Source organism: Mesorhizobium sp. CA6 (assembly GCF_020165035.1).
Taxonomy (GTDB): domain Bacteria; phylum Pseudomonadota; class Alphaproteobacteria; order Rhizobiales; family Rhizobiaceae; genus Mesorhizobium.
This window is the reverse complement of the sequence record NZ_JAIUHI010000010.1, coordinates 149,206-175,830: the sequence shown is the minus strand read 5'-3', so window position 1 is coordinate 175,830 and position 26,625 is coordinate 149,206. Positions and strand designations below refer to the sequence as shown.

The 26,625-nt window shown below is 63.9% G+C and carries 18 protein-coding genes and 1 tRNA gene; 6 read left to right on the top strand and 13 right to left on the bottom strand.

Annotated elements, in window-relative coordinates; genetic code table 11:
- The first annotated feature begins 3 nt into the window (after positions 1–3).
- Positions 4–1,467 (top strand): betaine-aldehyde dehydrogenase, encoded by a 1,464-nt coding sequence (betB, locus tag LB526_RS17160; RefSeq protein ID WP_224628696.1) that lies wholly within the window; start codon positions 4–6, stop codon positions 1,465–1,467.
- Here the strand turns inward: betB and LB526_RS17155 are convergent.
- Positions 1,461–3,701, bottom strand: coding sequence for an AGE family epimerase/isomerase (locus tag LB526_RS17155; protein WP_224628693.1), 2,241 nt, complete (start codon positions 3,699–3,701; stop codon positions 1,461–1,463). The two genes, betB and LB526_RS17155, sit on opposite strands and share 7 nt — an antisense overlap.
- A 191-nt stretch (positions 3,702–3,892) precedes the next feature.
- On the opposite strand from LB526_RS17155, the gene LB526_RS17150 reads away from it, so the two are divergent.
- Both LB526_RS17150 and LB526_RS17145 read left to right on the top strand, forming a co-directional pair.
- Positions 3,893–3,969: transfer RNA gene (locus LB526_RS17150), tRNA-Pro, on the top strand.
- 14 nt (positions 3,970–3,983) lie between these two features.
- Complete coding sequence (locus tag LB526_RS17145; RefSeq protein WP_224545703.1) at positions 3,984–4,349, top strand: hypothetical protein; 366 nt, start codon at positions 3,984–3,986, stop codon at positions 4,347–4,349.
- A 48-nt stretch (positions 4,350–4,397) separates the two neighbouring features.
- Here LB526_RS17145 and LB526_RS17140 read toward each other — a convergent pair whose 3' ends face one another.
- Positions 4,398–4,691 (bottom strand): type II toxin-antitoxin system ParD family antitoxin, encoded by a 294-nt coding sequence (locus LB526_RS17140; protein WP_140845724.1) that lies wholly within the window; start codon positions 4,689–4,691, stop codon positions 4,398–4,400.
- Positions 4,692–4,890: 199 nt separating this feature from the next.
- Here LB526_RS17140 and LB526_RS17135 point away from each other — a divergent pair, with 199 nt between their 5' ends.
- Positions 4,891–5,226 carry a hypothetical protein gene (locus tag LB526_RS17135; protein ID WP_140845723.1) on the top strand — a complete coding sequence of 112 codons (336 nt, stop codon included), beginning with the start codon at positions 4,891–4,893 and terminating at the stop codon, positions 5,224–5,226.
- A 28-nt stretch (positions 5,227–5,254) separates the two neighbouring features.
- Here the strand turns inward: LB526_RS17135 and LB526_RS17130 are convergent, their stop codons facing one another.
- The 4 genes from LB526_RS17130 to LB526_RS17115 all read right to left on the bottom strand — a co-directional run bounded on the left by LB526_RS17130 (position 5,255) and on the right by LB526_RS17115 (position 10,686).
- Positions 5,255–6,874 (bottom strand): ABC transporter ATP-binding protein, encoded by a 1,620-nt coding sequence (locus tag LB526_RS17130; RefSeq protein ID WP_224628692.1) that lies wholly within the window; start codon positions 6,872–6,874, stop codon positions 5,255–5,257.
- Position 6,875: 1 nt separating this feature from the next.
- Positions 6,876–8,000 carry an ABC transporter permease gene (locus tag LB526_RS17125; protein WP_224628687.1) on the bottom strand — a complete coding sequence of 375 codons (1,125 nt, stop codon included), beginning with the start codon at positions 7,998–8,000 and terminating at the stop codon, positions 6,876–6,878.
- Positions 7,993–8,916, bottom strand: a complete 924-nt coding sequence (locus LB526_RS17120; protein WP_095766839.1) for an ABC transporter permease subunit — start codon at positions 8,914–8,916, stop codon at positions 7,993–7,995. Before LB526_RS17120 ends, LB526_RS17125 begins: the two co-directional genes overlap by 8 nt.
- Positions 8,917–9,093: 177 nt before the next feature.
- Complete coding sequence (locus LB526_RS17115; RefSeq protein ID WP_224628685.1) at positions 9,094–10,686, bottom strand: peptide ABC transporter substrate-binding protein; 1,593 nt, start codon at positions 10,684–10,686, stop codon at positions 9,094–9,096.
- Positions 10,687–11,061: 375 nt separating this feature from the next.
- Here LB526_RS17115 and LB526_RS17110 point away from each other — a divergent pair, with 375 nt between their 5' ends.
- Positions 11,062–11,427 (top strand): TadE family protein, encoded by a 366-nt coding sequence (locus LB526_RS17110; protein ID WP_245340453.1) that lies wholly within the window; start codon positions 11,062–11,064, stop codon positions 11,425–11,427.
- A gap of 146 nt (positions 11,428–11,573) precedes the next feature.
- Positions 11,574–13,304: a TadG family pilus assembly protein gene (locus LB526_RS17105; RefSeq protein WP_224606505.1), complete on the top strand. Its 1,731-nt coding sequence runs from the start codon at positions 11,574–11,576 to the stop codon at positions 13,302–13,304.
- Positions 13,305–13,311: 7 nt separating this feature from the next.
- Here LB526_RS17105 and LB526_RS17100 read toward each other — a convergent pair whose 3' ends face one another.
- The 7 genes from LB526_RS17100 to LB526_RS17070 form a co-directional block, all read right to left on the bottom strand.
- Positions 13,312–14,967 carry an alpha-glucosidase family protein gene (locus tag LB526_RS17100; protein WP_224628682.1) on the bottom strand — a complete coding sequence of 552 codons (1,656 nt, stop codon included), beginning with the start codon at positions 14,965–14,967 and terminating at the stop codon, positions 13,312–13,314.
- Complete coding sequence (gene glgX, locus LB526_RS17095; RefSeq protein WP_224628680.1) at positions 14,967–16,964, bottom strand: glycogen debranching protein GlgX; 1,998 nt, start codon at positions 16,962–16,964, stop codon at positions 14,967–14,969. The genes LB526_RS17100 and glgX overlap by 1 nt, the downstream gene beginning before the upstream one ends.
- Positions 16,965–17,160: 196 nt before the next feature.
- Entirely contained in the window at positions 17,161–18,789 is a 1,629-nt protein-coding gene (locus LB526_RS17090; protein WP_224628678.1) for an alpha-D-glucose phosphate-specific phosphoglucomutase, read from the bottom strand.
- A gap of 3 nt (positions 18,790–18,792) precedes the next feature.
- Positions 18,793–20,238, bottom strand: coding sequence for a glycogen synthase GlgA (gene glgA, locus LB526_RS17085; RefSeq protein ID WP_224628676.1), 1,446 nt, complete (start codon positions 20,236–20,238; stop codon positions 18,793–18,795).
- A 147-nt stretch (positions 20,239–20,385) separates the two neighbouring features.
- Positions 20,386–21,654, bottom strand: coding sequence for a glucose-1-phosphate adenylyltransferase (glgC, locus tag LB526_RS17080; RefSeq protein ID WP_095766832.1), 1,269 nt, complete (start codon positions 21,652–21,654; stop codon positions 20,386–20,388).
- Between the two features lie 63 nt (positions 21,655–21,717).
- On the bottom strand, positions 21,718–23,931 hold the full coding sequence (gene glgB, locus LB526_RS17075; RefSeq protein ID WP_224628863.1) for a 1,4-alpha-glucan branching protein GlgB: 2,214 nt from the start codon (positions 23,929–23,931) through the stop codon (positions 21,718–21,720).
- Between the two features lie 154 nt (positions 23,932–24,085).
- Positions 24,086–26,548, bottom strand: coding sequence for a glycogen/starch/alpha-glucan phosphorylase (locus LB526_RS17070; RefSeq protein WP_224628673.1), 2,463 nt, complete (start codon positions 26,546–26,548; stop codon positions 24,086–24,088).
- Positions 26,549–26,625: the final 77 nt, after the last annotated feature.

Sequence of the window (26,625 nt, the reverse complement as noted above, 5' to 3'; positions counted from 1 at the left end):
GCCATGCGCGCCCAACCGACGGCATCGCACTACGTCAACGGCCGCTACATCGAGGACGAAGGCGGTGCGCCGCTGCCGGTGATCTATCCGGCGACGGGCGAGACCATCGCAACGCTGCATTCAGCGACGCCGAACGTTCTGGAGCTCGCCATCGAGGCCGCGCGCGCCGCGCAGCCGGCCTGGGCGCGGCTGAAGCCGGTCGAGCGCGGCCGCATCCTGCGCCGCGCAGCCGACATCCTGCGCGCACGCAATGCCGATCTGGCCCGCATCGAGACGCTGGACACCGGCAAGGCTATCCAAGAGACGCTGGTGGCCGACACACCTTCGGCCGCCGACTGCCTGGAATATTTCGCCGGAGCGGTCGCCGCCTTCAATGGCGAGATGATCGATCTCGGCGGGCCCTTCGCCTACACGCGCCGCGAGCCGCTCGGCGTCTGCGTCGGCATCGGCGCCTGGAACTATCCCATCCAGATCGCCGGCTGGAAGTCGGCGCCGGCCTTGGCCATGGGCAATGCCATGGTGTTCAAACCGTCGGAGAACACGCCGCTTTCGGCGCTGGCGCTGGCCGAAATATACAGCGAAGCGGGGCTGCCCGACGGATTGTTCAACGTCGTGCAGGGTTACGGCGATGTCGGCGCAGGTCTCGTCGGCCATGATGTCGTGGCGAAAGTTTCGGTGACCGGCTCGGTGCCGACCGGCCGCAAGGTGCTGTCGCTTGCCGGCTCGAAAATGAAGCACGCGACGATGGAGCTCGGCGGCAAGTCGCCGCTGATCGTCTTCGACGACGCCGATCTCGAGAACGCCATCGGCGGCGCCATGCTCGGCAACTTCTACTCCACCGGCCAGATCTGCTCGAACGGCACGCGCGTTTTCGTGCAGAAGGGCATTCATGACCGCTTCGTCGACCGGCTGATCGAGCGCACCAAGAAAATCCGCATCGGCGATCCGCTCGATCCGGAAACGCAGATGGGGCCGCTGGTCAACAAGGCGCAACAGGACAAGGTCGTTTCCTACATCGCGGCCGGCAGGCAGGATGGCGCCAGCCTAGCCTGCGGCGGCAATTTGCCGTCACTGCAGGGTTTCGAAGGCGGTTTTTTCATCGAGCCGACGGTATTCACCAGCGTCACCGATCGCATGCGGATCGCGCGCGAGGAGATTTTCGGACCGGTGATGAGCGTGCTCAAATTCGGCAGCGAGGACGAGGTGATCGAGCGCGCCAACGATACCGAATTCGGGCTGGCGGCGGGCGTGTTCACGCGCGACCTGCCGCGCGCGCATCGCGTCATCGCCGAGCTGCAGGCCGGCACCTGCTGGATCAACGCCTACAACCTCACGCCGGTGGAAATGCCCTTCGGCGGGTCCAAGCAGTCCGGAATTGGTCGTGAAAATTCACTCGCGGCGCTGGCGCATTATTCGCAACTGAAGGCGGTTTATGTCGAGACGGGGGACGTGGCAGCGCCCTACTGAGACTTCTCCGTCGTTCCGTCCAGATACTGCGTCAGCGCACAGACTAGGTGGTAGAAGATGCTGGCCGGCACGTCGGTCGCCAGCGAACGGCCGCGTTCGTCGATGCGGTCGATCCACAGGCCGAGCGGCGCCGGATCTATGTGCCAGCGGAACAGGCGGCCGACGCGCGCCTCGATCTCGGGCTTGAGGTCCGGCCCGCCCGAGCCGTCGAGCGCGATTGCCGCTTTGATCGCCTCGGCCTGCGGCCAGCTTCGCGAGACCGTGTCGAGCGGCAGTCCCTGGCGCGAGACGGCGCCATAGGCGAGGCCGGTGGCGCGGTTGAGGCCGTTGGCAACGGCCGAGGCATAGAGCTTGCGCGCGAAAGCGGTGAGTTCGCCCTGGCCGCTGCGAGCGGCGAAATCGACCAGCAGCGAGGCCCATTCGAAGTGATGGCCAGGCTCGGTCCAGCTCCGCTTCTCGCCCGCCGCCGGCTTCCAGCCGTCGTCGAAATATTCACCCAGTGTCCAGCTTTCGGCATCGAAGAAATGGCTGCGGAAAAGATCGATGATGCGTGCCGCGCGGCGCAGATAGGCGCGCTCGCCCGTCGCCTTGTGCCAGGCGAGGAAGGCCTCGAGCAGATGCATGTGCGGATTGGAGCGCCGTTCCTCCGCGCCGTCGGAGGTTTCCAGAAAGCCGGTCAGGCGGGCATCCTCCAGATGCGCGTCGAGGAAGGCGAATGTCTCCTCTGCGAGCCGCAACGCGTCGGGATGGCCCGACATATGGGCGTGGGCGAGCGCCAGAAGCACGCAGGAATGGTCGTAGGCATCCTCGACCGGATCGGCGACTGAGCCGTCGATGTTGAGCGTGCGCACCCAGCCGCCGCGATCGGTGCGGCCCTGCCCCGCCATGAAGCCGATGCCGTGCGCGATCAGCCGGTCGGCCGGGCCCTCCCAGCCGCGCTCCTTGGCGACCGCGAAAGCATAGACCTGACGCGCCTGGGTGCGCATGCGCTTGGGTTTCATCAGCGGCGCGGCGTCGAAGCCCAGCGCCTCGTGGAAGCCGCCATGGCGTTCGTCGACGCCGAGCGTCGACCATAGCGGCAGCGTCTCCTCGAACAGCCAGTGGCGCACGCGCCGCCGCCAGGCGCCGCTCTCGATGACGCGGTCATGCGCTGGCGTGAACCTTGTTTCGAGCCGGCCGGATTTCTCCAGTTGCTCGACGATCTTCTTGACGTGCTGGCTGTGGCTGACCGGCGCGACGAACGTCGCATCGGCCGTGGAGACGATCGCCACGTCCTTCATGCCGATGGCCGACAGCAGCCGACCCTCGCTGCGGATATAGGAATTCTCGCAATCGATGGCGACGACGTCTCCAACGATGACGTTGCCGCCCTTGTCGGACGGGCCGACATCGAGCAGCGACTGCCAGGAGCCGAGATCGTTCCAGCGGAAGCCGGCGGGCACCATGGCGATATCTTTCGCCTGCTCCATGATGGCGTAGTCGATCGAGGTCGACGGGATCGCGGAATAAAGGTCCAGCGGCATATAGAGGCCGGACAGATCGCTGGTCGCAGCCTCGTAGGCGGCCTCCGTCGCCTGCCAGATTTTCGGTTCATGGGCCGCGAAGGCGTCGCGCATTGCGCCGGCGCGAAACAGGAAGATGCCGGTGTTCCAGTAGAAGCTGCCGGCGTCGACATAGGCCTGCGCGGTGGCAAGATCGGGCTTCTCGACGAAGCGCGAGACGTCGAAGACGCCGTCCCTGCCGGTCCCGACCTCGATATAGCCGTAGCCGGTCTCGGGCTGGGTCGGTTTCAGGCCGAACACCACGAGCCGCCCGGTATTTGCCGCGGCCGCGCCCGCCTCGATGCTCTGCCAGAACTGAGCGGCCGTCGAGATCTCATGATCGGACGGCACCACCAGAACCAATTCGTCGCCATAGTCGGAGAGCGTGCGCAGGCTGGCCAGCGCCACGGCGGCGGCCGTGTTACGGCCCGTCGGCTCGAACAGCGGTCCGCCGCCGGCCAGATCGATGCCGGCAAGGTCGGCATGGACGCGGTCGGCGTGACGCTCCGAGGCGATCAGGAAAATCGGCGTCTCGCCTTGCGTGCGCGCCGCCAGCCGGCGCACGGTCTTGGCCAGCATCGAGCCATCGCCGGAGAAGTCGTGGAACTGCTTGGGGTTGTCCTCGCGCGATAGCGGCCACAGCCGCGACCCGACGCCGCCGCTCATGACGAAACTGACGATGCGCTGGCTCATGAACGACCCTGTCAAAAGTCCGGCTCCCATGGGTCGGACTTACGACAAAAGCCTTTAAGCCCACCTTTACCCGACAGCCAAATCCTATGCCACTCGGGCAAGCTCCGCGAAAGAAAGGAAATGCGACAGAAGGACTGCCATTGCCGCTTGCAGGATCGGAACGTGGCAGCTATAAGCCCGCGGTCTGGTCACGGAGTGTAGCGCAGTCTGGTAGCGCACCTCGTTCGGGACGAGGGGGTCGCAGGTTCAAATCCTGCCACTCCGACCAGAAAAAACAAGCACTTGGCCTTTCCCGAAATCGCCATCCGTCTGAAATCCGGACTGCCGTCAATCGTCGCCGTAGCTCTCCGGCAGATGGCGCCGGAGTTCCATCGCGTCGTGGAGAACGCGGCCAATTCCGATGACCTCAAGCGTCATCCGGTAGAGCAGGAAATGGCGTGGTCGCAGAACAATGCCGTGTTCGGTCCATGCTCGATCCCGACTATAGCGCAAGTGATAGCTGCGGATATTGCTTCCCAGGTCCGCGCGGGCGATGCTGCCCACCCGTTCGGGATCGGCAGCAATGTCGCGCAGCGCCGCAATCAGCAACCCTTCGTAACGGACACGCGCGATCTCGCCGAAATTGACTTCCGTGTAGGCGAGTTTTGAACGATGTCTTCCTTCGCGGCTGCTGAAAGCCGGTACAGGACCATGGCGTTACAAGCCTGGTTTTTTCGCGCGTAAGCTTGCCTGCCGCCCCAGGCCATTCATAAATTTTTCGAGACTGTCTCCAGCAATATCCTCGAAACGGCCTTGCTCGATGTCGTGGAAACCGATGCTGGCTGCCTCCCTGAGCGCAGCCAGCTTTGCCGACTCCCTCGCCTCGCGCTGCTCGATCAGCCGCAAGCCGTCACGCAATACCTCGCTGGCGTTCTGATAACGCCCGGTTTTCACCAGCCGATCGATCACCTCTTCGAGGTGTTCCGTCAGGACAACATTGCGGGTCGGCATCGCGGTATCAGCTCCAATTCAACAGGCATGATATAGGGGGATGGCATATTATGCCAATACCGTCGCTCGAACGATGTCTGATCTTCGAAAACAGAATCGTGCGACAACGCTCGACAACGGTTTCTCACTTTGGCCTAATGGCAACCCGCCATGCTCCTGGATGCGCGGGACCGCAGGACGGCGAACCAGGGTTGAGAGTATGAAGTTCACGCCGACGGCCATTCTACCGACAATTGCGGTCCTCTTGTTCGCGGCGGGCTGCTCATCGACCACCGCGTCGATCAGCCCGGCGAACTACGACAAAATGAACTGCCCCGAGCTCAACAATGCGGTCGGCGACACCGCGACCGATATTTCACGCACCGCAATCGCTCGCGGCAAGGTCGCCAACACCAGCGTGCCGACATGGTTGCTGGGCGGCGAGCGCGTGAAGACGGCGATAGCCAATCGCGAAACCGCCCGGATCGAACGGCTGCAGCAACAGCAGCAGGTGATCGTCGCGACGCGGAACCGGAGGTGCCCGTCCTCGCCGTAAGCCGAGCGAGATTAAGCTTGCCCCGGCTTCAAGCACTCATCCTGAACCGTGCCGTATCGATCGCGGCGTTCATCAGCGTCTGGGTGTAGGCTTCGCGCGGATTGTCGAAGATTTCTTGCGTCGGCCCTTCCTCAACAATCTTTCCCTGCTTCATGACGATGATGTAGTCGGCCATGGCGCGGACCACCGCGAGGTCGTGGCTGATGAAGAGGTAGGACAGTTCATGGTCGGCCTGAAGCTTGCGCAACAGCTCGACGATCTGCTTCTGCACGGAACGGTCAAGCGCCGAGGTCGGCTCGTCGAGCACCACCACTTTCGGCTTCAGGATCATGGCGCGGGCAATGGCGATGCGCTGGCGCTGACCGCCGGAGAATTCATGCGGGTAGCGGTTGCGCGCATTGGGGTCGAGGCCGACCTCGCGCAGCGCCTCGACGGCGCGCTGGTCGCGCTGCTTGCCGGTCAGCGAGGGCTCGTGCACCAAAAGGCCCTCGGTGATCACCTGGCCGACGGTCATGCGCGGCGACAACGAGCCGAACGGATCCTGGAAGACGAGCTGCAATTCGCGCCTGAGCGGCCGCATTGCTTGGCGGTCCGCGTCCGAAATGTCGCGGTCGCCAAAGCGGATCACGCCGTCGCTGGGCAAGAGCCTGAGCAGTGCGCGGCCGAGCGTCGACTTGCCTGAACCGGACTCGCCGACGATGCCGATCGTCTGGTTGCGCTTCAGCCGGATCGAGATCCTGTCCACCGCGCGCAGCATCAGCGGCTCGCCGCCAAGAAAGCCGCCGCCGATCTTGAAGACGACTTCGACATTGCGGCCTTCGAGCAGCACCGGCGCACTGGCGGGCGGCGCCGCCTTGGTGCCCGTCGGCTCGGCCGCGAGCAGCATTTTGGTGTAGGCATGCTGCGGATTGGCGAAGAGCGCTTCCGCATCGCCCTCCTCCACCACCTCGCCCAGGCGCATGACATAGACGCGGTCGGCGAAACGGCGCACGATGCCGAGGTCGTGGGTGATGAAGACGATGGCCATGCCGAGCTTGCGCTGCAGTTCGGCCAGCAGCATCAGAATCTGCGCCTGGATGGTGACGTCGAGCGCCGTCGTCGGTTCGTCGGCGATGAGGATGTCCGGATCGTTGGCCAAGGCCATGGCGATCATGACGCGCTGGCGCTGGCCGCCCGACATCTCGTGCGGATAGGATTTCATCCGCCGTTCGGGATCGGAAATGTGCACCAGCCTGAGCAATTTCAGCGCCTCTTCCCGCGCCGCGGCCGCGTTCAGCCCGCGGTGTCGACTGATCGGTTCCATCAGCTGGTTGCCGATGGTGTAGAGCGGGTCGAGCGAGGTCATCGGCTCCTGGAAGATCATGCTGATCTTGCGGCCGCGCACCTGGTTCAGCTCGCTCTTTGACATCGTCAGGAGATTGCGACCGCGGTAGTCGACCTGGCCGGTCGCCTCGCCATTGGAGGAAAGCAGGCTCATCGCCGCCATCATCGTCTGGCTTTTGCCGGAGCCGGATTCGCCGACGACGGCGACCGTCTCGCCGGCGTTGACCTTGATGTTGATGCCCTTCACTGCCTCGACCGTGCCGTCGAGGGTCTGGAAGCGGACGCGCAGGTCCTTGACGCTGAGGATCGTTTCGGAAGCGGGCATCTCAACGGTCCTTGGGATCGAGCGCGTCGCGCAGGCCGTCGCCGACGAAATTCAGGGCGAACAGCGTCGAGACCAGGAAGAAGGCCGGAAACAGAAGCAGCCAGTTGGCGTAGCCGATGTTCTTGGCGCCGACCGAGATCAGCACGCCCCAACTGGTCATCGGTTCCTGCACGCCTAGACCGAGGAAGGACAGGAAGCTCTCCAGGATGATGACCTGCGGCACCAAGAGCGTCATGTAGATGACCACCGGGCCAAGCAGGTTGGGGATGACATGGCGCAACAGGATGCCGCGCTGGCCGACGCCCATGGCCTCCGCCGCCTGGACATATTCCTGCCTGCGGATCGACAGCGCCTGGCCGCGCACGATGCGCGCCATATCGAGCCACAACACAGCGCCGACGGCCAGGAACATCAGCACGAAGTTGCGGCCGAAAAACACCACCAGCATGATGACGAAGAAGATGAACGGCAGCGAATAGAGCACGTCGACAATGCGCATCATCACCTCGTCGACCTTGCCGCCGGAGAAGCCCGCGGTCGCGCCGTAGATGACGCCGATGACGCCGGCGACGACGCCGGCGAGCAGGCCGATGGCCAAAGAGATGCGTCCAGCCATCAGCGTGCGCGAAAGCAGGTCTCGGCCGGTGTTGTCGGTGCCGAAGAAGAAATATTGCTGCTTCACGGCCGAGCTCATCGTCACTTCGAGGCCGTCGGGCGACTTGTTCTCGATCCTGGTGTCGTCGAAGGCGTCGGAGCGGTCGAGATAGCGGATGTTGCGGTCGTCGATCGGCTTGGTCGAGGTGACGGTGACGATGACGCGATTGCCGTCCTGGTGCCATTCCTTGATGTCGGCGCGCATGCGCTTGATGGCGTCGCCCAGCGCACCCTGGATCATGTCGGGTTTCGGATAGGCCGAAAAGCTCGGCGGCATGCGCACATAGTCGCCATAGATGGTGGTGTATGCATGCGGCACGACCCACGGACCGCAAATGCTGATGACGGCGATGAAGGCCAGGTAATAGAGGCTGAGCATCGCGGCCCGGTTGCGTTTGAGCCGCGCCCAGGCGTTGCCCCAGAGCGAGCGGCCGACAATCGGCTCGGGCACGACGACGGCGAGGTCAGTCATAGCGCACCCTCGGATCGACGACCGCATAGAGCAGGTCGACGATCAGGTTGAAGACGATGGTGAAGAGCGCGATCACCACCACGGTTCCCATGACAAGCGTGTAGTCCCGGTTGAGGGCGGCATCGACGAAGTAGCGGCCGACCCCGGGGATGGAGAAGATGGTTTCGACGATGATCGAGCCAGTCAACAGCGCCGCCGCCGCCGGACCAGTGAAGGAGACGATCGGCAGCACGGCGCCGCGCAGCGCGTGCTTGACCACCACCGACCAGTCGGACAGGCCGAGCGCGCGGGCGGTGCGGATATGGTGCGAACGCAGGCTCTCGATCATGGAGCCGCGCATCAGGCGGGCAACGATGGCGATCTGCGGAAGAGCCAGCGTCAGCACCGGACCGACCTTGTTGATCAAGGCGCCGTCGCCCCAGCCGCCGATCGGCAGCAGCTTCCAGGACAACCCGAAGACGAGCTGGATCACCGGCGCGGTGACGAAGGTGGGGATGGTGCTGCCGGCAGTGGCCAAGGCGATTACCGAATAATCGCCTATTTTGTTCTGGTTGAGCGCGGCGATGGTGCCGAGGATCGAGCCCAACAGCAGCGCCAGCACCAGTGCCGAGCTGCCGATCTGTACCGAGATCGGCAGGCCCTTGGCGAAGAGTTCGGTGACGGTGAAATCCGGCAAATTGTAGCTTGGGCCGAAACTGCCGCGCAAAAGATTGCCGAGATAGTGGACATATTGCAGCCAGAGCGGATCGTTGAGGCCGAACTGGGCTTCGAGATTGGCCCTGATCTCGGGGCTCAAGCCCCGCTCCTGGTTGAACGGGCCGCCTGGCGCGACGCGGATCAGGAAAAACGCCACCGTCACGATGACGAACAGCGTCGGGATGGCGGTCAACAGCCGCCGGAAGACATAACGCAGCATCGGCGCCCCGCTTCAGCCAGGGCGACAGGCTCTCCAGTCGAAGATCCGTGGCGCGCCGGCATCTCTGATCTTCGCACCGGGCAGCCCGAAAATCCAATCCGACTTTCGGCCCGGCACGACGACAGACCGCGACCGCCGCTCCCAAAAAGAGAGCGGCGGCACGGCCAAGGTTTCTTGTCAGTCCTTGGAGATGAAGCGGGACGGATGAATGTCCATCACATTGTCGTCGAAGCCATGCAGCTTCGAGGAAACGATGTCGTGGTAGCTGTAGTAGAGAAGCGGGATCTCGCCGACGTCGTCGACCAGGATGCGCTCGGCTGCGGCGAGGTCCTTCATGCGCTCCTCGGGCTTGCCGCCTGCGGCAGCCGCCTTGTCCATGGCGGCTTCATAGGCGGGGCTGTTGTAGTTCGAGTAGTTGTTGCCGCTCGCCTTGCGCGAGATGCCGAGGAAGGTCTCGGGATCCTTGTAGTCGGCGATCCAGGCGGCACGGGCGACGTCGTAGTTGCCCTTCTGCTCGAGGAAGCTGTAATGGGTCTTGGTGTCGGTGTTGAGCAGCGTCACCTCGACGCCGAGCGGCTTCAGCTGTTCCTGGATGGCCACCGCCGTGTTCTTATGGTTCTCCGAGGTGTTGTAGCGGATCTCCATCTTCAACGGATGTTCGGGTGTATAGCCTAGCTTTTCCAGGATCTTCTTGGCCGCATCTTCGCGGTCGATCTGCGGCATGTCGGCGTATTTGGCCAGTGCCGGCGTGTAGCCCTCGATGCCCGGGGGCACCATCGAATATCCGGGCAGCATCGAGTTCTGCCAGACCTTCTCGGCGAGGAAGTCGCGGTCGATCGCCATCGAGATGGCGTTGCGCAACTCGACATTGTCCCAAGGCGCCTTGTCGGTCTTGACCGCGTAATAATAAGTGCCGAGATACGGCCCGACACGGACCTGGTCGCCGAATTTCGTTTTGAGATCGGCGAGCTGCTCGGTCGGCAGATCGCCATAGCTGTCGAGCTCGCCCGCCTCGAAACGCTTCATCGCCGACGAGCGATCCTCGGTCGGGATGTAGTTGACCACGTCGAGCTTGACGCTCGCGGCGTCCCAGAATTTCGGGTTCTTGACCAATTTCATATGGTCGTTGGGAACCCACTCCGCCAGCGTATAGGCGCCATTGGAGACCAGCTTGCCCGGCTTGATCCAGTCGGCGCCGAGCTTGTCCATGGAAGCCTTGTTGACCGGATAGGTCGCCTGGTGGGTCAGCATCTCCAGGAAGTAGGGGGTCGGAGCCTTCAGCGTGACTTCAAGCGTGTTGGCGTCGATCGCCTTCACGCCCATATCCTCGGCCTTGCCTTTCTTGGTGTTGAAGTCCTCGGCGCCCTTCACCGGATAGAGCATCGAGGCGTATTCTGCAGCGGTGGCCGGATCTTCCAGTCTATGGAACGAATAGACGAAGTCGTCCGCCGTCACCGGGGTGCCGTCCGACCAGAGCCCGTCCTTGCGCAGCTTGAAGGTGTAGACGGTGCCGTCATCCGACACCGTCCAGCTTTCGGCGGCGCCCGGTATGAGATTCGTCTTCTGATCGTGCATGACGAGGCCCTGGAACAGGTCGCGTATGATATCGGCTTCGTAGACAGTCGACGTCTTGTGCGGATCGACCGTCTCCGCCTCGGCGGCGGCGCCGCGGTTGTAGACGGTTTCGGCGAAGGCAGGCGTGTAGAACGTGCCGGCGGCCAAGGCCAATGTGGTGGCGAACACCGTCGCCTTCAGCATGTCTTTCAGCATGAAGTTTCTCCCTGTCGGCGCAGCCCCTCAGCCGCGCCTTCTTAAGTTTTGACACCTCGGAACCGTTGAAACGGCCCCGTTTCAGGCGTGCCGCCGGTTCCTTCCGGCGGCTGGTGGCAGGAGACTAGACAGAGCGAAATCTTATTTCAACCATTGCCTGCTTGACGCAAAGTGAGCGCCATAACGCTAAAACAGCGAAACCTAAAGCTTAGAGCTTGCTTTCAACTTGGCACACCTGCCGGTTGTTCCAGCTGTTTTCTGTTTTTGCAGGCGGCCTTTGGCATTCTCCGCGCCATGCTGAAGAACCGAAAATTGCTTGTTCCGTGGTCTCGTTTCCGGGCTGACGCCACGGGCACGTCGGCAATCGAATTTGCCATGCTGGCGCCGGTCTTCATCCTGCTTCTGCTCGGCATGGTTGCATATGGGATTTATTTCGGCGCCAGCCATTCGGTGCAGCAGATCGCCGCCGACGCGGCGCGCACCGCGATTGCCGGCCTCAACCAGACCGAGCGGCAGGCGCTGGTTACCGATTTCATCACTCACGATGTCTCGGGCTATCCGTTCGTCGACGCCAACAAGCTGACCGTCAACGCGCAGGACAGCGCCGTCGACGGCAGCCAGTTCGTCGTCTCGGTCACCTACGATGCGCGCAACCTGCCAATCTGGAACCTGTTCCGGACGCTGCCGCTGCCGGGCACGACGATCCAACGTCAATCGACGATCCGCGTCGGAGGCATATGATGCCCATCAAGGGGGGGCTGGAGCGGCTTATCGTTTCCCGAAAAGGCCAGACCGCTCCATCTGTTTTCAGTGACGCAATTGCGGACGGAAGGCTACGGCGAGGTCGCCGAACTCAACCGCTTCGCACTTTTCCTGGAATTGCTTTCATGGCGGCGACGCGACGGCTGCTCGCCGACCGGAGCGCGAATTTCGCCGTCATGACCGCGCTGTGCACGCCGGTAGCGCTGGCGCTGACCGCCTTTGCGATCGACGAAGGTTCCCTTTACAACGAGCGCCGCGCCGCGCAGTCGATCGTCGACCTTGCCGCAATCACCGCGGCCTCGAACATCACCAACGCCCAGCAGGCGGTGCTGACCGCGCTCAGCGACAACGGCATCACCTCGGTCGCCGTGCAGCAACAAGGCGCGACCGTGGCGCCGACCGCCAGCAAGGCCGTCGTCCAGGTCGTGCCGGGGCGCTACACGGGCGTCAGCACCATTGCTGCCGGCAGCCGGTTCGAGGCGGGCAAGCTGCCCTACAATGCGGTCCAGGTTACGCTCAAGAAGCAGGGTACGCTTTATTTCGCGGGCTCGATCATGGCGCCGCCTACTCTCGGCACGACCGCTATCGCCAGCGCGCAGCCGCAAGCGGCTTTTTCGGTCGGCTCGCGGCTCGCCAGTCTCAATGGCGGCATTCTCAACGCGCTTCTCGGCGGCCTTCTCGGCGGCAACATCTCGCTCAGCGTGATGGACTACAATTCACTGGTGTCGGCCGATGTCGACGTTCTTTCGTTCACCGATGCGCTGGCGACGCAACTGCATCTGACCGGCGTTTCCTATAACGACGTGCTCGCTTCCAAAGCAACGATCGGCCAGATCGCCACGGCGATGGCCAATGTGCCGGGGCTCGACCGCACAGCCAAACTCGCTCTGCAGAGCATGGCCTCCAGCGCCACCAATACGGTCAGGATTCCGCTCAGCACCCTCATCGATCTCGGCTCCGTTGGCGATCTCGGCATCGGGCAAAAGCCGGCCGGCCTTAACGTGACAGCCAGCGCGCTCAGCATGCTCACCGCGGCTGCCGCTCTGGCCAATGGCACGAATCAGGTCGCGGTCAATCTCGGCGCCACCATACCGGGCCTGGCATCGACGACGCTTGCGATCGCCATCGGCGAGCCGATGCAGAACTCGGCCTGGCTGGCGGTGGGAGAAGCCGGCACCGTGGTGCGCACGGCGCAGACCCGCATCAAGCTCAACGCCAGCGTGACACTCGGCAATTCCAATCTCGGCGGCGGCACCAGTCTTGTCGCCGTCCACCTGCCGCTCAACGTCGAAGTGGCCTATGCCGAAGCGAAGCTGACCGACATCACTTGCCCGACGGGTCCCTCCAGCATCAAGGTTTCGATCGCCGCGCAGCCGGGCGTGGTCTCAGCCCATCTCGCCAACAGCAATGCCAGCGGCTTCGCGGATTTCACCAAGCCGCAGTCCTTCTCCGACGCCGATATCGCGGACCTGAAGCTGTTGCTCGTCCCGCTGCTGCAGGTGACAGGCTCGTCGGCCTTCTCGGTCACCAACATGACGCCGACCAACCTGACCTACAACGCCACCGACATCGCCAACAAGGCGATCAAGACGGTGTCGACGAAGAACCTGACGCAGTCGCTGACGACATCGCTGGTCAACAACCTGTCGCTCTCGGTCAACGCGCTGGGGCTCGGCCTCGACGTGGCCGCCCTGCTCGGCACGGTGAAGCCGGCGGTGACGACACTGCTCAATGGCGTGACCGCGCCGGTCGACGACCTTCTCTACAATGTGCTTGGAGCTCTGGGCGTCCATGTCGGCGAGGCCGACGTGCGCGTGACCGGCGCGACCTGCGGGCGCTCGGTGCTGGTGCAGTAGTCCGCCGTCAGCCAATCTTGCCGACGAAACTGCCCAGAGGCGGCAGCGCCAGCACGCTGTCCTCGACCACACCGGTAAGAACGCCGACGGCGTCAACGTCAAATGCCGTTATCTCGGCCTCGCCGATCTCAGTGGGCAGCGCCCAGCCTGTTGCCTCGGTCGAGAAATTGAAAACGCAAAGCAGCCTTTCGCCGTCGCGCTCACGGAGGAAAGCAAGCACATCGCCCTCGGCCTCGAGAAAGCGGATCGAGCCTTGGATCAGTGCCGGATGGCTCTTGCGCAAGGCAAGGATCGACCGATAGGCGGCAAGCACCGACCGCTCCTCGCCATTCTGGACATCGACCGCCCGGGCGCGATGCGCCTGCGGCACCGGCAGCCAGGGCTTGGCCGTGGAGAAGCCGGCATTGTCCGCCTCCGCCTGCCAGACCATCGGGGTGCGGCAGCCGTCCCTGCCCTTCACGCCCGGCCAGAAGCGGATGCCGACGGGATCGCGCAGATCCTCATAGGCTAGCTCCGCCTCTTCGAGGCCGAGTTCCTCGCCCTGATAGAGGCAGATCGAGCCGCGCAGGCAGGCAAGCAGCGCGATCGAGAACTTCGCCACCGCGTCCGGGTTCTCGCCTTGCCGCGTCCAGCGGCTGACATGGCGCACGACGTCATGGTTGGAAAAGGCCCAGCAGACCCAGCCGTCCGGGGCAGTCGTCTCGAACGCCTCCACGCAGCCGCGCACATGGGCGGCGGAAAATTGCGGACTGAGCAAGTCGAAGGTGTAGCACATCTGCAATTTGTCGCCGCCCGATACGTAGGCGGCGAGCGTCTGCAAGGAGCGCTCCTCGTCACCCACCTCGCCGACCGCGGCGCGGTCTGGATATTCGTCGAGCAGCGCCCGGAAACGTTTCAAGAAGTCGAGGTTTTCGGGCCGCGTCTTGTCGAAAAGATGCTCCTGGAAGGCGTAGGTGCTGGTGGCGCCATTGGTGCCGGCGACGCTCGCGGCCAAGGGCGGGTTGTCGCGCAGCCAGCGGTCGTGGACATAGTAGTTGACGGTGTCCAGCCGGAAGCCGTCGACGCCGCGCTCCAGCCAGAAGCGCACGGTGTCCAAAAGCGCGTCCTGAACGTCCGGATTGTGGAAGTTCAGATCCGGCTGAGCGGCGAGGAAATTGTGCATGTAGTATTGCCGGCGGGTGGCGTCCCATTCCCAGGCCGGCCCGCCGAACAGCGATTGCCAGTTGTTGGGCGCGCTGCCATCCGGCCTGGCGTCAGCCCAGACGTACCAGTCCGCCTTGGCATTGTCGCGGCTGGCGCGGCTCTCGACGAACCATTCATGCTTGTCGGAAGAATGCGAGATCACCTGGTCGATAATGAGTTTCAGGCCGAGCCGGTGAGCCTCGGCGACCAGCGCGTCGAAATCTTCCAATGTGCCGAACATCGGATCGACGTCGCGATAGTCGGATACATCGTAGCCCATGTCGGCCATCGGCGACTTGAAGAAGGGCGAGAGCCAGACGGCATCGACGCCGAACGACGCGACATGGGCGAGCCGCGCGGTGATGCCCTTGAGGTCGCCGCTGCCGTCGCCGGTCGTGTCCTGGAAGGAGCGCGGATAGACCTGATAGATGACGCAGCCGCGCCACCATTCGCTCCCTTGCCCGGAATTTTCGGCAGCCATCACAAGCCCTTCCCGTTGCGCGATTGAGCGGCACGCCGCTCGATCATGAAATTGACGCTGCGGCCGGGCAGCGGCCGCGTAAGATCGACCGGCTGCGCCTCGATCGCCGGGCCCCACTCGTAGCCGTCCCGGACCGGCAAGGTGAAGACGCATTGGCGGCGGTCGCCATTGACCATGACGGCAAGGCGACTGCCTCCGCTATCGCCGAGCATCATCACAAGGCGATGTCGATCGCGATCGTTCCACTCCGTCTCGCCGAGCGGCGCGCCCGTCTCCGTCAGCCACTCGACATCCGGAATGGCCGGAGCATCAGCCGGCTTTCCGGTCAGGAAATGCGTGTCCGACAGCGCGGGAAAGGCACGACGCATCGCAGAGAGCGATGAGGCATATCGCTCCAACGCCTGATCGCGGCCGGCCCAGTCGAGCCAGGTAATGGCATTGTCCTGCGCATAGGCGTTGTTGTTGCCTTTTTGCGTGCGGCCGAACTCGTCGCCGGCGGTCAGCATGATGGTGCCGCGCGAGGCGAAAAGTGTCGCCAGCAGCGCGCGCTGGTCCTCGAAGCGCGCCTTGGCAATCGCCGCGTCGTCCGTCTCGCCCTCGGCGCCGTTGTTCCATGACAAATTGTCGTTGTGGCCGTCGTGATTGTGCTCGCCGTTGGCGTCGTTGTGCTTGCGCTCATAGGCGACGATGTCGGCCAGCGTCATGCCGTCATGCGCGGCGATGAAATTGACCGCACGGCTCGCCGGTTGGCCTTCCCTGCCGAAGACATCGGAGGAACCTGCAAGCCTTGTGGCCAAGACGCCTACCGCGTCGGCATCGCCGCGCCAGAAGCGCCTGACATCATCGCGATAACGATCGTTCCATTCCAGATATGGCGGCCGGAAATTTCCGAGCTGGTAGCCGCTCGGACCGATATCCCAAGGCTCGGCGATCAGCACGCGGTCGCAGAGCACGGGATCGCCGGCAATGGCCCGAAGCAGCGGCGCTTCCGGATCGAAGGCGCCGTCGACGCGGCCGAGCACCGGCGCCAGATCGAAGCGGAAGCCGTCGACGCCGGCCAAGCTGACGAAATGGCGCAGCGTGTCGAGCACCATCTCGCGCACAACCGGATGGTCGCAGGCGACGGTGTTGCCGGTGCCGGTGTCGTTGACCAGCCTGCCGTCCGCCTGATGCCGGTAGTAGCCTATCGCATCCAGTCCGCGCAGCGACAAAGTCGGCCCGAGCCGGTCGCTTTCGCCGGTGTGGTTGAAGACGAGGTCGAGAATGGTGCCGATGCCGGCCTGGCGCAGCACGGCGACGGTGTCGCGCAGTTCCTTGAGACCGCCGGGCGCGAGGCGCGGATCGAGCGCCATGAAGGTGACGGGATTGTAGCCCCAGGCGTTGCTCAGCCCCAATGGCGGCAAATGCCGTTCGTCGATCGACGCAGTGACCGGCATCATTTCGACGGCCGACACACCGAGACGCTTCAGGTGCTCGACGACAGCCGGATGGGCGAGCGCCGCGATGGTGCCGCGCTGGGTTTCCGGCACGTCCGGATGCAGCTTGGTGAAGGAGCGGACATTGAGCTCGTAAATCAGCCCGCCAGGCCGGAACAGCGGCGGCTGGGGCAGCACCGGTTTGGGCAGCGAACGCGCGATCGCCTTCGGCATCAGCGGAGCGGTGTCGGCGCCTTCGTTGCGTTTGGCGGCAAGCCGCCAATGATATTGGTATGGACGATCGACCTCGACGGCATAGGGGTCGGCGAGAAGCTTGTTCGGATCGAACCACAGGCCGCGCTCCGGAGCATAGTCGCCGTCGGCGCGGAAGCCGTAACGCGCGCCGTCGCCAAGGCCGGAGACAAGGAGCGCGTGCACGCCCCCGCCTTCCGGGTTGAGCTCCAGCCGGTCGGTTTCAAGCGCGCCGGTGTCGTCGAAAAGCGAGACCCACAGGCGTCTCGCGGATGACGACCAGGCGGCGAAGCGGATGCCTTCGGGGGTGATGGTGGCGCCGAGGGTCATGCGAGCGCCTCCCCTTCTCCCCTTGTGGGAGAAGGTGGATCGGCGCGCAGCGCCGAGACGGATGAGGGGTGTTGGAAGAAATGAGGCGCCGGCGATGCGAGCGCCGGTTTGCGCCAAGCTGGAGCACCCCTCATCCGTCGCCTTCGGCGACACCTTCTCCCACAAGGGGAGAAGGGGGAGTCGCGCGCCCCCACCCTCAAGTAATCACGCTCGGCTTGTTGCGGCCGGTGTGGCTCTTGATGCCGGCGATGTCGTCGGCGGCGGCGATGAGATCGGCGAGCGCTTCCTGCGTGTCGAGGTCGTGCCTTGCCTTGTCCGGCTCGTAGCGCTCGATATAGAGGCGCAGCGTCGCACCCGAGGTGCCGGTGCCGGAGAGGCGAAGCACGACGCGCGAGCCGCCCTCGAACAGGACCCGGATGCCCTGATGCTCGCTCACCGAGCCGTCGACTGGATCGCGATAGGCAAAATCGTCGGCCTTGGCGATCTTCAGGCCGCGCACGGTCGTGCCGGGCAGCGAGCCGAGCTTAGCGCGTAGCTCGTCGACCAGCGCATTGGCGCGATCGCTCTCGACCTCCTCATAGTCGTGGCGCGAATAATAGTTGCGCCCGTAGGTCTCCCAGTGTCCGGTTACGATGTCCTTGCAGCTCTCGCCGCGCGCAGCGAGGATGTTGAGCCACAGAAGCACGGCCCACAGCCCATCCTTCTCGCGCACATGGTTGGAGCCGGTGCCGGCGCTTTCCTCGCCGCAGATGGTCGCCATGCCGGCATCGAGCAGGTTGCCGAAGAACTTCCAGCCGGTCGGCGTCTCGTAGATGCCGATGCCGAGCTTTTCGGCGACGCGGTCGGCGGCGCCGCTGGTCGGCATCGAGCGGGCAATACCTTTCAGGCCGTCCTTGTAGCCCGGCGCCAGTTTGGCATTGGCCGCAAGCATCGCCACCGAATCCGACGGCGTGACGAAGATGCCTCTGCCGATGATCAGGTTGCGGTCGCCGTCGCCGTCGGAAGCCGCGCCGAAATCCGGCGCGTCGGGCCCCATCATTTCGTCATAGAGGTGCTTTGCGTGCACCAGGTTCGGGTCCGGGTGGTGGCCGCCGAAATCGGGCAGCGGCTTGAAGTTGCGGCAGGTGCCGTCCGGCGCGCCGAGCCGGCGTTCGAGAATCTCCTTGGCATAGGGGCCGGTTACCGCATGCATGGCGTCGAAGCGCATGCGGAAGCCCGACTTGAAGAGCTTCCTCAGCGCGTCGAAGTCGAACAGGCTTTCCATCAGTTCGGCATAGTCCTTAACCGGGTCGCAGATCTCGACCGTCATGTCGCCGGCCTTGACGGTGCCGATGGTGTCGATGTCGATGGCGCCGATATCGGCGATCTTGAAGCTCTTGAGCTGCTTCGACTTGGCAAAGATCGCGTCGGTGATCTTTTCCGGCGCCGGGCCGCCATTGCCGGCATTGTACTTGATACCGAAATCCTCGTGCGGGCCGCCCGGATTGTGGCTGGCCGACAGGATGATGCCGCCGAAGGTCTTGTATTTGCGGATGATGTTGGAGGCGGCCGGCGTCGACAGAATCCCGCCCTGCCCGACCATCACCTTGCCGAAGCCGTTGCCGGCGGCGATGGCGATCGCCTTCTGGATGACCTCGCGATTGTAGAAGCGGCCGTCGCCGCCGATCACCAGCGTCTTGCCCCGAAAACCGTCCAGCGCATCGAAGATCGACTGGATGAAGTTCTCGGCGTAGTGCTCCTGCTGGAACACCGGCACCTTTTTCCGCAGGCCGGAGGTGCCTGGCTTCTGGTCGGTATAGGGTTTGGTGGGGACGGTTTTGATCATGCCTCAGGCAGCCCTTTTTGAAAGCAGCAAGCGATAGAGTTCGACGTATTTTTCGGCGCTCTTGTCCCAGGAGACATCGGCCTTCATGCCCTGGCGCTGGATCGAGGCCCAGGTCGCGGGCCGCGCATGCTGCTCGACCAGCCGCTGGATGGCGTGGAGCATCGCGCCGCCATTGTTGGGCGCGAACTGGAAGCCGGTGGCGACGCCGGCCGACAAGGCGGCCTCGTTGGCGTCGATGATGGTGTCGGCCAGACCGCCTGTCCTGGCGACGACCGGCACGCAGCCATAGCGCAGGCCATAGAGCTGGGTGAGGCCGCAGGGCTCGAAGCGGGACGGAATGATGATGGCGTCGCAACCGCCCTGCATGATGTGCGAAAGGTCTTCGTCGTAACCAACGACGACGCCGACGCGGCCGCGATGCCGGGCGGCGGCGGCAAGCAGCGTGCCTTCGAGGCCGGCGTCGCCTGAGCCGAGGATCGCCAGCCGCGCGCCGGCGGCGACGATGCCGTCGACGACCGCGGCCAGGATGTCCATGCCCTTCTGCCAGGTCAGCCGGCTGATGACGCAGACGATCGGGCTGCCATCCGCTTCCAGACCGAAGCGCTCTTCGACCGCCTTGCGGTTCTTGCCGCGGGCCGCAAGCGTCTCGGCCGAATAGTTGGCGACCAGATGCTTGTCGGTCTGCGGGTTCCAGATGTCGACGTCGATGCCGTTGACGATGCCGTAGAGATCGGTGGAGCGCATGTTGATCAGCCCGTCGAGACCCATGCCGAATTCGGGCAAGCGGATTTCCTGCGCATAGGTCGGGCTGACCGTGGTGATGGCCCAGGCGGCTTGCAGGCCGGCCTTGAGAAAGCCGACGCCGCCATAATATTCGACGCCGTCGAGCTGCATCGCCACGCTCGGCAGGCCGAGCTCGCCGAAGATGCCGGCGCCGAACTGACCCTGGAAGGCGAGGTTGTGCACGGTGATCAGCGACGGCACGCCGACTGCCTTGCCATAGCGCATATAGGCAAGCGTCATCGCCGACTGCCAGTCATGGGCATGCACGATGTCGGGCTGGTAACCGGAGATCGCGCCACCGGCAATGTCGCCGCCGACCTGGCTGAGCGCGGCGAAGCGGCGCCAGTTGTCCGGCCAGTCGGCGCCGGAGGCGGTGCCGTAAGGGCCGCCCTGGCGATCGAAGAGATGCGGCGCGTCCAAAACGAAGAGATCGAGATCGCCGATCTTGGCGGCATGGATCGAAGCCTTGGCGCCCTGCAGCAGCGGATATTGGTAGACCGCCTTCTTCTTGGCGAAGGCCGCCATCACCACGGGATAGCCCGGAACCAGGGTGCGCATCGCCACGCCCTTGCCGGCAAGCGCGATCGGCAAGGCGCCGGCGACGTCGGCAAGGCCGCCGGTCTTGATCAGCGGGAAGATTTCGGGCGTGACCGACAGAACCTGCATGCGCTCCACATTCCGATCTCAAGATGACAGGTCAAAGTGACAACCTGTTGATCCAGTCGTCAGCTTGCTGATCGTCCCTGTCAGCTCGCTGATAGACCCGACAGTCTGCTGATCGACCTTATCGGGCTGACAACTTGTTGACCGACCCTAAGTGGTCGAGAGCTTGTTGATCATGTCCTGCGTGATCAGGCAGATGCCCTTCTCCGATACGCGAAAACGCTTGGCGTCGAGCGCCGGGTCCTCGCCGACAACCAGTCCTTCCGGGATGTGGACGCCGTGATCGATGACGACGCGCTTGAGGCTCGCGTTGCGGCCGACCTGGACGTCGGGCAGCATCACCACTTCCTCGAGCTTGGAATAGGAATTGATGCGCGCGCCGGTGAAGATCAGGCTGCGGCGCAGCGAGGCGCCGGAAACGATGCAGTCGCCGGAGACAAGCGAGGAGATCGCCTCGCCGCGGCGGCCGTCCTCGTCATGCACGAACTTTGCCGGCGGCTTCAACTCGGCATAGGTCCAGATCGGCCAATCGCGGTCGTAGAGGTCGAGCTCGGGCGTGATATCGGTGAGGTCGATATTGGCTTCCCAATAGGCGTCCACCGTTCCGACGTCGCGCCAATAGGGTTCGGCCTCGTGCGAGGAACGCACGCAGGATTTTGCGAAGCGGTGGGCGATCGCCTTGCCGTGCTGGACGATGTAAGGGATGATGTCCTTGCCGAAGTCCCGGCTGGAGCCGGGCTCGGCGGCGTCGCGGCGCAGCTGCTCCATCAGGAACTTGGTCTTGAAGACATAGATGCCCATCGACGCCAGGGCGAATTCCGGCTTATCCGGAATGCCGGGCGGATCGGCCGGCTTTTCGACGAAAGCGATGATGTTGTCCTTCTTGTCGACATGCATGACGCCGAAGCCGGTCGCCTCCATGCGCGGCACTTCCAGGCAGCCGACGGTGACGTCGGCGCCGGCGTCGACATGCTGGCGCAGCATCAGTTCGTAATCCATCTTGTAGATGTGGTCGCCGGCGAGGATGACCATGTATTCGGGGCCGTAGGCCTCGATGATGTCGATGTTCTGGTAGACGGCGTCGGCCGTGCCTTCGTACCACTGCGTTTCCGAGACGCGCTGCGATGCAGGCAGGATGTCGAAGCTTTCGTTTCGCTCGGGCCGCAGAAAGTTCCAGCCGCGCTGCAGGTGGCGGATCAGCGAGTGCGCCTTGTACTGGGTGGCGACGCCGAGGCGGCGGATGCCGGAGTTGAGCGCATTGGAGAGGGCGAAATCGATGATGCGCGTCTTGCCGCCGAAATAGACCGCCGGCTTGGCGCGCCGGTCGGTCAGCTCCCTGAGGCGGCTGCCGCGGCCGCCGGCCAACACATAGGCCATGGCATCGCGTGCCAGCGGCTGGGTTCTTCTGATCTCTGCCATTCTGTTACCCTCCCAAACAAGCTGCCCGGACTGTTGCAAGAGCAGGATGAGACATCATCTGCTTCAATCCGTGACGAATTCCAGCATGATCGTCGACAGCGGCGGCAAAAGCATCGTCGCCGATACGCCGCCTCCTTCCCCGCTTGCCTCGACCATGCCGCTATTGCCCATGCCGGAGCCGCCATAGACCTCGGCGTCGGTATTCATGATCTCGCGCCATTTTCCCGCCTTCGGCAGCGGCACGCGATAGTTCTCGCGCGGCACCGGCGTGAAATTGGAGATGACAGCTATCGAATTGCCGTCCGGCGCGCTGCGCAGCCAGGCGAAGACCGAATTGTCGCGGTCGTCGACGATCAGCCAGGAGAAGCCCTCCGGCTCGCAGTCGCGCCCATGCAGCGCCGGGCGCGAACGGTAGAGATAGTTCAGGTCGCGCACCGTCTGCCAGACGCCGCGATGCGGTGCGAATTCCAGCAGATCCCAGTCTAGCGCGCGTTCCTCGCTCCACTCGCGGCGCTGGGCGAATTCCTGGCCCATGAACAGGAGCTTCTTGCCGGGATAGCCCCACATGAAGGCGTAATAGGCGCGCAGCGTGGCGAACTTCTGCCAGTCGTCGCCTGCCATCTTGTGGAGCAGCGTGCCTTTGCCGTGCACGACCTCGTCATGGGAAAGCGGCAGCACGAAATTTTCCGAGAAGGCGTAGACCAGGCCGAAGGTGATGTCGTTGTGATGGTGCTTGCGGAAGATCGGCTCCTTGGAGAGATACTCCAGCGTGTCGTGCATGAAGCCCATGTTCCACTTGAAGCCGAAGCCGAGGCCACCTTCATGCACGGGTCGCGACACTTTCGGCCATGAAGTCGATTCCTCGGCGATCGTCATCACGCCGGGGTGGTGGCCGTAGACCTCCTTGTTCATCTTCTGCAGGAAGCTGACGGCCTGCAGGTTCTCGCGCCCGCCCTTCTCGTTGGGAATCCACTCGCCGGCCTTGCGCGAATAATCGAGGTAGAGCATCGAGGCGACCGCGTCGACGCGCAAGCCGTCGACATGGTATTTCTCGGCCCAGAACAGCGCGTTGTTGACGAGGAACGACACTACCTCGCGGCGGCCGAAATTGTAGATGGCCGTGTTCCAGTCGGGATGGAAGCCCTGGCGCGGATCGGCATGCTCGTAGAGCGCGGTGCCGTCGAAATGGACCAGGCCATGCTCGTCGACCGGGAAATGCGCCGGCACCCAGTCGAGGATGACGCCGATGCCGGCGCGGTGCGCGCCGTCGACGAAGCGGGCGAAGCCGTCGGGGTCGCCGAAGCGGGCTGTCGGCGCATAAAGCCCGGTGGTCTGGTAGCCCCAGGATGGGTCATAGGGGTGCTCCGATATCGGCAGGAACTCGATATGGGTGAAGCCAGTGTCGGCCACGTAGGGGATCAGCCGCGCGGCGAGCTCGTCCCAGGAGAGGAACGTGCCGTCGTCGCGGCGCTGCCAGGAGCCGGCATGGACCTCGTAGATCGAGATCGCCTCGCGCCGGGGATCGGCTTTCTGCCAATAATTGCGATGCGCCTCATCGCCCCATTGATGCGCTATGGGCGGCGCCGTCACCGAGGCGGTCGCCGGGCGCAATTCCGATTCGAAGGCGAACGGGTCGGCCTTCAGCGGCAGGCGCACGCCGTCGGGCCCGATGATCTCGAACTTGTAGGGCTTGCCCGCGCCGATATCGGGAATGAACAATTCCCAGATGCCCGTGTCCTTACGGTCGCGCATCGTGTGCCGGCGACCATCCCATTCGTTGAAGGCACCGACCACGGAGACGCGCCGCGCATTGGGCGCCCAGACGGCGAAATGCACGCCGGTGGCGCCCTCATGTTCGACGATGTGGGCGCCGAGCTTGTCGAACAGCCGTAAGTGCGAACCCTCGGCCATGTAATAGTCGTCCATCGGACCGAGCACCGGGCCGAAGGAATAGGGATCAGTCAGCCACCAATCGCCGCCGGCATTCCTGGCGTGATAGCGCAGCGGCTGGCGCTTGCGGATCGAGACCTTGCCCTCGAAGAAGCCGGCATCGTCGCTGCGGGAAAGCTCGCCGACCTCCTTGCCGGTCAGCGTGTAGGCGGTGACGAATTCGGCATTGGGCACGAAACAGCGGGCAATGAAGCCCTTGCCGGCTTCATGCACGCCCAGGACCGCGAAGGGATCGCCGTGCGTTCCGGCGACAATCGCCGCGACATCGCCGGCTGGCGCCAGTCCGTCCGGCCCGCTTGTCGCAGCGGTCGCGCGCGGCTTCCTCATCAAACGGTCGCCCTCCCCGGGCACCTTGTTCTGGCGCATGCCTCGCTCCGGCATGCGCCGTTCTTTGTCTTGGTGCATGTCGTGGTCCCAAAACCGCTACGCACTTTTGGGCGACATGCATCTGGCCACATTCTTTGTGGCTCATGCAATCATATCAGACGGGCACGTTCCAGATGTCTTTCGCATATTGGCGGATTGTGCGATCGGACGAGAACCAGCCGACGCGGGCGACGTTGCGGATGGCGCGCGCGTACCAGTCGGGGCTGTTGCGCCACACGGCGTCGACCTCGCGCTGGCAGGCGGCGTAGGAATCGAAGTCGGCCGCCACCATGAACCAGTCGCTTTGGTAGAGCCCGTTCATCAGGTCGCGATAGCGGTCGGGATCGTCGGGTGAGAAGACGCCGGAGGAAATGGCCGATACCGCCTGCGACAGCTCGGACGAGGTCTCGATCACGTCGCGCGGATTGTAGCCATTGTTGCGCCGCTCGGCGACTTCGGCGGTGGTGAGGCCGAAGATGAAGATGTTGTCGTCGCCGACATGTTCCTTGATCTCAACATTGGCGCCGTCGAGCGTGCCGATGGTCAAGGCGCCGTTCAGCGCGAACTTCATGTTGCCGGTGCCCGAAGCTTCCATGCCGGCGGTCGAAATCTGCTCGGAGAGATCGGCGGCCGGCATCAGCACCTCGGCCAGGCTGACATTGTAGTTCGGCACGAACACCACCTTCAGCAGGCCGCGCACCGACGGATCGCCATTGATGACCTTCGCGACGTCGTTGGCCAGCTTGATGATCAGCTTGGCGTTGTGATAGCTGGGCGCCGCCTTGCCGCCGAAGATCTTGACGCGCGGCATCCAGTCCCGTTCCGGATGCGAGCGGATCTGATCGTACAGCGCGATCGCTTCCAGTATGTTGAGCAGCTGGCGCTTGTATTCGTGGATGCGCTTGACCTGGATGTCGAACAGCGCCGACGGATCGATCCTGATGCCGAGCCGGTCGGCGACGAGATTGGCGAGCCGCGCCTTGTTCTGCCGCTTCACACCGGCGAATTTCTCACGGAAAGCCGCGTCATCGGCGAGCGGATCGAGATCCTTGATCGCCTCGATGTCGTCCATGAAACGGTCGCCGATCGCCTCGCGGGCAAGCGAGGTCAGGCCGGGATTGCACTGGATCAGCCAGCGCCTGGGCGTGATGCCGTTGGTCTTGTTGTTGATGCGATCGGGATAGAGCTTGTGGAGATCGGCGAACACCGTCTCCTTCATCAGCTCGGTGTGCAGCGCCGAGACGCCGTTGATCGAATGCGAGCCGACAAAGGCCAGATTGCCCATGCGCACGCGGCGGTCGCCATTTTCCTGGATCAGCGAGATGCGGGCGATCTGATCACCCGAGAACTGGTTGGTGGCGCGGGCCTCGAGCAGCACCTGCGCATTAATGGCGTAGACGATCTGCATGTGGCGCGGCAGCAGACGCTCGAACAGCGGCACCGGCCAGCTTTCAAGCGCCTCGGGCAACAGCGTGTGGTTGGTGTAGCCGAAGGTGCGCTTGGTGATGTCCCAGGCCTGGTCGAAGTCCATGCCGTGGACGTCCATCAGGAGCCGCATCAGCTCCGGCACGGCGACCGCGGGATGGGTGTCGTTCAAGTGGATCGCCGCCTTGTCGGGCAGCGATTTCAGGTCGCCATACTGGCTCAAATGCCGCTGCACGATGTCCTGCAGCGAGGCGGTGGAGAAGAAATATTCCTGCCGCAGCCTCAGCTCCTGGCCGGCCATGTGGGAATCGGCAGGATAAAGCACGCGCGACAGCGCGTCGGCCTTGTTGCTCTCGGCCAGCGCGCCGATGTGGTCGCCCGCATTGAACTTGTCGAGCAGGATCGGGTCGATCGGCATGCCGGACCAGAGTCTCAGCGTGTTGACGCGCCTGGCGCGCCAGCCGGCCACCGGCGTGTCATAGGCGACGGCCAGCACATGCTCGGTCGGCTTCCAGACGTGGCGTTCGAGCCGGCCATCCTTCGAGGTGATCGCTTCCACCGAGCCGCCGAAGCCGACCTCGAAGGAACGCTCGCGCCGTTCGAACTCCCAGGGATTGCCGTGATCGAGCCAGGTCTCCGGCAGCTCGACCTGCCAGCCGCCGTGGATTTCCTGGCGGAACATGCCGTTGGCGTAGCGGATGCCGTAGCCATGGGCGGGGATGTCGACGGTCGCCATGCTTTCCATGAAGCAGGCGGCGAGACGGCCGAGGCCGCCATTGCCGAGTGCCGCGTCCGGCTCGAGCCCCGCGATCAGGTCGAGGTCGACGCCGAGCGAGGACAGCGCCTCGCGCATGTTCTCCATCAGGCCGAGATTGGAGAAGGCGTCGCGCATCAGGCGCCCGATCAGGAATTCGAGCGAAAGGTAATAGACGCGCTTTTCCTGCTGGTCGTAAGCCTCCTTGGTCGCCTGCATCCATTGATCGACGATGCGGTCGCGCACCACCTTGATCGAAGCGGTCAGCCAGTCATAGGGCGTGGCGACGGTTGTGTCCTTGCCGACCCGGTATTTGAGCGACATCAAGACTTCTTCGGCGAGCGTCTTGGGGTCGGGATTGTCGAGAACAGGGACTTCGATCGTCATGGCGGATGTCATGCTGCCTCTCGTTCAACTGGCCTGATCATAGCGGCTTTCACCGTTCCTCCCAGCCCATCTTAGTGCGTTGCAGCATA